The sequence below is a fragment of the Anaerorhabdus sp. genome (assembly GCF_036657415.1).
Taxonomy (GTDB): domain Bacteria; phylum Bacillota_I; class Bacilli_A; order Erysipelotrichales; family Erysipelotrichaceae; genus Anaerorhabdus.
Genome location: NZ_JAVXGL010000082.1, coordinates 1 through 8,683, shown reverse-complemented (window position 1 = coordinate 8,683; position 8,683 = coordinate 1). Strand labels below are relative to the sequence as shown.

Sequence of the window (8,683 nt, the reverse complement as noted above, 5' to 3'; positions counted from 1 at the left end):
AATGTGTATAATCCTCATAAGTTGTATGATAAGTACTAACCAGAGGTAGTCCTTGTAATTTTGCTACAATACGAGCAAAAATACCCACACTAAACTCTGTATGCGCATGAACTAAATCAAGTTGCATTTCTTTAATTTCATTATAGGCATTGATATGAATTGGACTGGTAAGTACATATCCATATAATTTCTTTAATTCAATGCCTGATAAACGTAGAACAAAAGGATCATCATCCTCTACATTAGATTCTGTTTTCGTTGTTATCACATAAACAGTATGTCCATTTTTTTCAAGTTGGACACGCAATGTATGTACACTTGAGGCTACACCATTAATTTCTGGCAAATATGTATCTGAAAATAATCCGATTCGCATTTTTGTCACTCCTATTCAACTAAATCCGGTTTAGCTTTTGCATAAATAAAGGTTAATCCACCTAATATCATCACAAAATAATATGTTGCAATACGCCACAAAATCATAATACTTGATGCGGCAATACTTCCAAAAATTGTAGAAAACATGAGAATAAATGTTGCCTCAGTTCCTCCACTAGCACCTGGAATTGGTATAAAACAGTTAATCATTGATACAAATGATGATAGTGCTAAAATATCAAGAATATAAGAAGGATCCACTTGGATATTAAGTGCTAATGCACAAAAGTAAGGAATACTATAATACAACAATAAACGAATTGAGTTCGCAATTAATACTTGTATAATCGTTTTACGATGATTTTTAAGCTTTTTAATTTCACTACCGAAACGTTCTAACTGAATATTCAAATTGTTTAGAGCTTTCTCTTTATCTTTTACAATATGTAACTTAACACCAATAAGTAAACCCTTTGTACTTAACCATGTATAAATTCTAGGAAAAGTCGCTAGTGCCCATAAACCTATAATGACTGCACCATTTACACAAAAACCCACTAATACCAGAATAAAGAATTGTGAATAATGTTGATAAAAATATGTAAATTTTAGCAATAATAATACAAATACTGATGCAACCATAGTAGCTTGGTAAATAATAAAATCCATCCACAATATACTTGCGGAATCACTGATACGTACACCTTGCTTCTTAAAAATATAAACTTGAGCGAATTGTCCTCCTGAGGCACTTGGTGTAACTCCATGGAAAAAGCTTGCGACAAAAGCATTAACAATACCTTGTGATAACTTATAATGCGGATTACTTAACAATGTAAGTTTACGTAGAATCCAACCAATAATCACTTGATATAAAATAGCTAGAAGTGGGATAACTAATAACCACCCTAAGTTTGCGCTTGCAAGCATTGATAATATTTCTTTGTAGTTATCTTTGAGTGTCAACCATAGGACTAACCCTGTAAATACAACAACTAAGAGTATATTGAAAGTATAGCTTTTTAGTAATTTCTTTAATGTTTTCATGTGACAATTATACCACTTGCACCATATAGAAACAACCAATGTCAATTTTGTTTGGAAATTCTTTAGAATTAGAAAAACATCGATAAATAAAACATATTACTGATACATTTAGTCATTAATTTCTTTAAGATTTCATGACTTCGGCTTCTTTTTTATCATCATCCTCACTTTTATTCTCTTTGCACTTAATGATTTTTATTCTCTGTAGTATTATCAAAAAATAGTAAAGTAGCTTTTTCTACTTTACTATTGCTGAATTCTCAGTTATATATTTTTCTATCTGTTCTTGTGACATATCTCTCAATAATGTCATTTGAATTGTATTATTTAATTTATGCCATGTACCACCATAATAAATCATATCTGCATTCCAAGATCCTTTGACATTTGGTGATGTACTAGCAAATAACATTGGTACTTTTGTTTCTGTAAAAAATGGACGAATATAATAATTAGCATCACCTTGAAGTCCTGCTTTTTGAGCTAGTTCTTTATCAATTAAATCCCATTTATTTCCATTCTTTGCATAATAATATTCACAAAACTTATCATTACTGAAATAGAATGTACCATATAAATCCTTAATACATTCAGTAGAGCCACTTGGTAGTGCTAAACACTTTTCAATTTCCAGTTGCTTTTTCAACATATCTTCATACATTGGTAAATCAACAGTGGACCCCTCTGATTCTGTCTTATGATTTGGACATATAATTGTATTATTTTTGACTTGATATTTAACACCACTCGGACATTGAGCAACTCCAGCATAGTATTTTCCATCTAAATTAATAATAACTTCTTCAGGTTTTAGATTTTCATCTAAAGCCACCTGTTGTCTATAAATACGATTTAGAGTTGCAAGATTGTTGAGACAAACAGAATCTTTAGAAGTACCAATTACACCTGAGACTTGCGGAATTAAAACACCCGTTAAAACAGATAAAATTGCAATTACCGTAATTAGCTCAATTAATGTAAATCCTTTCTTTCGATTCATTATCTCTCCCTACAATTCTACTTCAGAACACTCTCATATATTTTTTTGAGTTGTTTACCCACTGATTCGATACTTCTTTCTTCTGCGGTTTTTCTTCCTTCAACTTTGGTATCTTTTAGTGTTCCATCAATGATTCCATGGAGTTTACTAATAAACTCTTGATTATCATGTGCTTTATAACAATTTACACCATCAATTAACCACGGATCAAAAACACCTATATCACGTAATAAGACTTGTTGACGAGCAGCCAATGCCTCAAGTACAACAATTCCCTCAGTCTCTTCATAAGAAGGGAAAAAGAAACAATCAGCACCAGCGTATGCACCTTCTATAATAGGTCCTTTTACATATCCTGGAAAAATAACATTATTTGGATATTCATCCACAACATCGCGAACAGGTTTTGGAATCATAACTGGATTTGTATATCCAAACCAAATAAACTTATATTCTGGACACATCTTCGCAATTTCGACAAAATCAAGAATACCCTTTCGCTCAAAATATAATCCTACTGAAAGGATTACCTTATCATCTTCTTTTAAACTAAAATATTTTCTAAACGCTTTGACTTTTTCTTCATTATAGTCAAATCGATTCAAATCAATTCCATTTGATACTGCATATATTGGTAAATCAATACCATATCCTTCTAAAAGCGATTTAGAATATGGTGTTGGTGTAATAATTGCATCAGCTTGAGAATATAAAGATACTAATCTCTTTTTAAAAATTGGAGCAATTTGATTGGACAATACAAAAGAATTTCTAAAGTCTTCTTCTGTAGAATGTGCATGGTAAACAACTGCTTTACCTAATGATCGAGCTTTTTTTATAATTGCCTCACTATTAAATCCAAATGTATTAATGTGAAGAACATCATATGAATCATCCCAAGGATCTGTTGTATATTCTACACCAACTGACGTAAGTGCTGCCATTTGATGTTTCATTGCTCGTCCAATTCCTGAATTTTGAAGTGCTTTTTCACTTTCAAAATATAATAATACTTTCATCTTATCACCTACCAATAGTATAAGTCGAAAGTCAAAAAAACTCAAACTTTACTTAGTAGAACCTTTATTGCCATATAAAAAAAGCCTTAAAGGCTTTCTTATTTAGTAATACCAAATGCTACAACAGAATTATTTGCTAATTTGATTTTAGCATACATATTATCAACTTCTGAAAAATCAGTTACTTCATAATATTGAATTTCATTCCATTTCATTTCAGGAGCCCAACAAGCCAAAAAATCTTCAACCGCTACTTCGTGGTTATTTACTCCTACAATTGTAGTATTGAAAGAATTTTCATCTAAGTAATTCCATCCTTCAATAAAATTACCTTCTGGTAATGCATCTTTATATAAGAATAATAGATATTCTGATCCATCGCGTCCATTATAGAAAAAAGAGTGAGCGATGTGTACTACACCTTCATTATTCTTGTGTGCAAGTACAATTCTTTCAAAATCATTTAAATTTGTTAATACTTTTACAGTTTGAGTCATATTCTTCACCTCTTTTTTAATTTTAGCACAGCAGTCGTACTCATTAAAGAGAAAAGCTACCTAAAAGGTAGCTTTTACTAAACACTAGTCTTGTTTTCTTTCAACTAAAGCTTTGTAACGTTTTTGTGCATCTTCTTTAGTTTTATCGAACATCTTTTGAGCTGCTTCATCACCTTTTAACTTAGTTAATTGGTTGAAACGAGTTTCATTCATCAAGAATTCTTGGAATTTATCCCATTGAGGTTCTTTAGAGTCAATTGTAAGTGGTTTTTCATTACGAGGATCATAACGATATAGAGCTAAATATCCACATTCAACTGCTTTAGCTTGTGTTCTTTGGTGATTTGATAATCCACCTTTAATACCGTGTTCAACACATGGTGAGTAAGCGATAATTAATGATGGTCCTTTATAACTTTCAGCTTCTTTGATTGCTTTTAATGTTTGGTTTTTATCTGCACCCATAGCAATTTGAGCAACATATACATGACCATAAGCCATTGCAATTTGTCCTAAATCTTTCTTAGCAGTTGGTTTTCCACCTGCAGCGAATTTAGCGATTGAAGCAGCTTGAGATGCTTTAGAAGATTGTCCACCAGTATTTGAGTAAACTTCTGTATCAAGTACAAGAATATTTACATCAAGGTCATTAGCAAGAACATGATCTAATCCACCGTAACCGATGTCATAAGCCCATCCATCTCCACCAACAATCCATACTGACTTACCAATTAAGTCTCTTTCAAATTTAGCTAATTCTTTAACTTCTTTAACTTTAGAAGCCTTAACACCCTTAACGATTTCATCTTTAAGTGTACGTTGAATTTCACGATCACCATTTGCAGCAACATATGCTTCAAATGCTTTCTTTAAAGGAGCTTCAACTTTATCTAGATTAGATTCCATAATTTCAAGAATTCTAGCTTCTTTAACATTTTGAGCTACTGCCATACCGAATCCATATTCAGCATTGTCTTCAAATAAGCTATTAGCCCAAGCAACCCCTTCACCATTCTTATCATTTGTGAATGGTGTAGATGGTGTAGATGAACAGTAAATCATTGAACATCCAGTTGCATTTGCAACTAACATATCACGTCCAAATAATTGAGAAACTAGTTTATAATATGGAGTTTCTCCACATCCTGGGCATGCTCCTGAAACTTCAAAGTAAGGTCTTAAGAATTGAGAACCCTTAACTGTTGTAGTTGGGAAGTATTGAGTCTTGTATTCAACTTCATTGTATAGGTAATCTGCTAGTGGTTCTTGATCAAGTTTAGCATTAATATCAACCATTTCTAGAGCCTTGTTACCAGCTTTACCTGGACATTCAGTTACGCAAAGTCCACATCCTACACAGTTTGCAGGAGAAACTTGTACGCGGTATTGTAATTTTTCTAAATCTTTACCCATAGCTGGGATTGTCTTAAATGGCATTGGTGCATCTTTAACTTCAGTATCAGTTAATAAGAATGTACGGATTGTTCCATGAGGACAAACATAACTACAGAATCCACATTGGATACAGTTATTTGGATCCCATGTAGGAACTTGAGTAGCAATTGTACGTTTTTCTTTGAATGCAACATTGTTACGAATTGATCCATCAAGTAAGTTATTCTTAGTGAATGCACTAACTGGTAAATCATATCCACCTAAAGCATTGATAACTGCAACGTGTTCGTCAAAGTATTTGTCTTTAGTATTTGAAGTAATATCTTTAACTTTTAAGTTTGACCAAGCTTTATCAACAGGGATTTCAATTAATCCATCTCTACCAGCATCGATAGCTTTGTAGTTAAGTTGAACAACTTCATCACCCTTCTTAGAATAAGATTTTTTAGCTGCAGCTTTCATATAATCAACTGCTTCAGCATAAGGCATAATTTGTTCATTCAATGCAAAGAATGCTGATTGAAGAATAGTATTTGTACGACGTCCCATACCAATATCTTGAGCAATCTTAGTTGCATCAATGATATAGAATTTAGCTTTTTTATCTGCTAAATCTCTTAACATACGTTTTGGTAAATGTTTAACGATATCTTTAGCATCAAATGTTGTATTTAATAAGAATGTTCCACCTTTTTTAAGAGGACGAATCATGTCATATTTGAATACATAAGCATCAAGTGAACAAGAAACAAAGTCAGCATTATCTACATAGTAAGTAGAATGAATAGGAGTAGGTCCAAAACGTAAGTGAGAACGAGTTACTCCTCCTGCTTTCTTTGAATCATATGCAAAATAAGCTTGAGAATATAAATCTGTGTTATCTCCAATAATCTTAATTGCATTTTTATTAGCAGAAACAGTTCCATCAGAACCTAAACCATAGAATAAACATGAAGTATAGTCTGGTTTAATTACTAATTTAGCTGGTTTTAATGATAATTTAGTAACATCGTCATCAATACCAATTGTGAATTCTTCTTTTGGATTTGTTTTCTTTAATTCATCGTAAACAGCCTTGATGTGAGTTGGATTAGTATCTTTAGATCCCATACCATAACGTCCACCAATAATAACAAGTTTCTTGTTAGATTTAAGAGCATTTAATACATCCAAGTATAATGGTTCACGAGAACCCATTTCTTTTGAACGATCAAGAACAGCAACTTTTTTAACTGTCTTAGGTAATACTTTTAATAAATAATCAGTAGCAAATGGACGGTATAAATGAACTTTAACTAAACCGATTTTTTCACCTTTAGCAACTAAAGCATCAATTGTTTCTTTGATTGTTTCAGTTACTGAACCCATAGCGATAATAACGCGATCTGCATTTTTAGCACCATAGTATGTAAATGGAGCATATTCACGACCTGTATGTTCGCTAATAGCTTTCATATATTTCGCAACAACATCAGCAACTTTTGCATAGTGTTCATTTTGTGCTTCTCTTCCTTGGAAGAAAATATCATCATTTTCAGCACCACCACGTGTTACTGCATTTGTATGTGGATTTAATGCATTCTTTTTAAATGCTTCCACTTTCTTCATATCTAATTGACTCTTTAAGAAGTCATAATCCATTACTTCAATTTTTTGAATTTCATGAGAAGTTCTAAATCCATCAAAGAAATGAATAAATGGTACTGATGCGTCGATTGCTGCTAAGTGAGCAACTCCTGCTAAATCCATACATTCTTGAACTGAATGAGAACAAATCATTGGTACACCTGTTTGACGACAAGCATATACGTCTTCATGGTCACCAAAAATGTTTAATGCACGACCTGCTAATGCACGTGCTGCAACGTGAATAACACCTGGTAATAATTCTCCAGCCATTTTGTAAAGGTTAGGAATCATTAATAATAAACCTTGAGAAGCTGTGAATGTACTTGCTAATGCTCCACCTTGAAGAGCTCCATGAACAGCACCTGCTGCTCCGCCTTCAGATTGCATCTCTACAACTTTTACAGTTGTATCGAATAAGTTTTTACGACCTTGTGATGCCCAAGCGTCAACTACTTCAGCCATTGGTGAAGAAGGTGTGATAGGATAAATTCCTGCTACTTCACTAAACGCATACGCGATGTGACCAGTGGCAGTATTTCCATCCATTGATTGGAAAACTTTTTTTGATGTCTTACTCATCATAAACCTCCTAGTGTTTTAAACATACTTATTATAGACTAAATATCTTTGTTTTGAAAGTTTATCCGCAACATTTAACAAAAAAAATACCGAGAATGTTCACGGTATTTTATGATTCTATACAAATACTATCAATTTCGTCTGTTTCAACCATTTTTACAGAGACAATTTCTTTTTTTGAAGTTGGTAAATTCTTACCTACATAGTCTGCACGAATAGGTAATTCGCGATGACCACGATCAACCAAAACCGCAAGATGAATTTCTTCGGGACGTCCATAGTACATGATGCCATCCATTGCTGCACGAATTGTTCGTCCTGAGTATAAAACATCATCAACGAGAATAACAATTTTCCCCTTTAGGTCGATACCTAAACTTGGAATCTCACCTATTGTTTTCTTTTCGTCGTCTCGCCAAAAATTAATGTCTAATGCTGCGGTTGGAACTTGAACATTTTCAAACATATTTATTTTCTCAGCTAAACGCTTCGCAAGATGTTCACCTCTGGTTTTTATACCAATCAAAACCAGGTTATCTGTTCCTTTATTTTTTTCTAAAATTTCATGCGCGATACGAGTAATTGAACGCGACATTCCAATTGCATCTACGATTTCTTTCATATCTATTTCCTCACGTTCATTATCATATCATAAATAAAGAAAATTACACTAATTTATACCAAAACTATACTACTGTCAAATAGAAATAGAAAAATAAAAAAGGGAATTATCCCTTTTATTATTTAGGTTGTTGTGCCAAAACATCATTCATTTCTTGTTCAGTAATATAGCCATATTCAACCATTGATTCCAAAACTAGTTTTTGTCGTCGATTGATTAACTCATAACCGTTACTTAATTGATATCTACTTGGGGATTGTGGTAATCCTGCTAGAACGGTTGCCTCATACAATGTTAAATCACTCGGTGACTTATTGAAATAACCTTCACTCGCTGGCTTAATACCATAATATAAATCACCATAATAAATAATATTTGCATACATTGCAAAAATTTCTTTTTTTGTATAATCCGCTTCTAAGTCCCATACAAAGAAAACTTCCGCGATTTTGCGAGTCAACGAAGGACGATTACTAAAGTAAATGTTCTTCGCAACTTGTTGTGTTATTGTACTTCC

Annotated in this window: 8 protein-coding genes; all 8 read right to left on the bottom strand. The window is 32.8% G+C overall.

Annotated features, from left to right (window positions below; genetic code table 11):
• Positions 1 to 376: glycosyltransferase (locus RSB60_RS09700; RefSeq protein ID WP_332616024.1), on the bottom strand; the 376-nt coding region annotated here is incomplete at its 3' end.
• An 11-nt stretch (positions 377 to 387) separates the two neighbouring features.
• The gene (locus RSB60_RS09695) at positions 388 to 1,425 is read right to left on the bottom strand and encodes a lysylphosphatidylglycerol synthase transmembrane domain-containing protein (RefSeq protein ID WP_323380682.1); all 1,038 of its coding nucleotides are present in this window, start codon (positions 1,423 to 1,425) and stop codon (positions 388 to 390) included.
• 238 nt (positions 1,426 to 1,663) lie between these two features.
• Positions 1,664 to 2,425: a type II secretion system protein gene (locus tag RSB60_RS09690; protein WP_332616022.1), complete on the bottom strand. Its 762-nt coding sequence runs from the start codon at positions 2,423 to 2,425 to the stop codon at positions 1,664 to 1,666.
• Positions 2,426 to 2,442: 17 nt separating this feature from the next.
• A complete protein-coding gene (locus tag RSB60_RS09685) occupies positions 2,443 to 3,444 on the bottom strand; it encodes a glycosyltransferase family 4 protein (RefSeq protein WP_332616020.1) in 1,002 nt (333 codons plus the stop codon).
• A gap of 98 nt (positions 3,445 to 3,542) precedes the next feature.
• Complete coding sequence (locus RSB60_RS09680; RefSeq protein WP_323380685.1) at positions 3,543 to 3,941, bottom strand: hypothetical protein; 399 nt, start codon at positions 3,939 to 3,941, stop codon at positions 3,543 to 3,545.
• An 84-nt stretch (positions 3,942 to 4,025) separates the two neighbouring features.
• Entirely contained in the window at positions 4,026 to 7,544 is a 3,519-nt protein-coding gene (gene nifJ, locus RSB60_RS09675) for a pyruvate:ferredoxin (flavodoxin) oxidoreductase (protein ID WP_323380686.1), read from the bottom strand.
• Between the two features lie 109 nt (positions 7,545 to 7,653).
• A complete protein-coding gene (pyrR, locus tag RSB60_RS09670; protein ID WP_332616018.1) occupies positions 7,654 to 8,166 on the bottom strand; it encodes a bifunctional pyr operon transcriptional regulator/uracil phosphoribosyltransferase PyrR in 513 nt (170 codons plus the stop codon).
• 118 nt (positions 8,167 to 8,284) lie between these two features.
• On the bottom strand, positions 8,285 to 8,683 hold a 399-nt coding region (locus tag RSB60_RS09665), incomplete at its 5' end, for a transglycosylase domain-containing protein (RefSeq protein WP_332616016.1).

Coding starts and splice junctions, on each gene's coding strand:
- RSB60_RS09695 (WP_323380682.1), bottom strand. CDS start 1,425: ATGAAAACATTAAAGAAATTACTAAAAAGCTATACTTTCAATATACTC.
- RSB60_RS09690 (WP_332616022.1), bottom strand. CDS start 2,425: ATGAATCGAAAGAAAGGATTTACATTAATTGAGCTAATTACGGTAATT.
- RSB60_RS09685 (WP_332616020.1), bottom strand. CDS start 3,444: ATGAAAGTATTATTATATTTTGAAAGTGAAAAAGCACTTCAAAATTCA.
- RSB60_RS09680 (WP_323380685.1), bottom strand. CDS start 3,941: ATGACTCAAACTGTAAAAGTATTAACAAATTTAAATGATTTTGAAAGA.
- nifJ (WP_323380686.1), bottom strand. CDS start 7,544: ATGAGTAAGACATCAAAAAAAGTTTTCCAATCAATGGATGGAAATACT.
- pyrR (WP_332616018.1), bottom strand. CDS start 8,166: ATGAAAGAAATCGTAGATGCAATTGGAATGTCGCGTTCAATTACTCGT.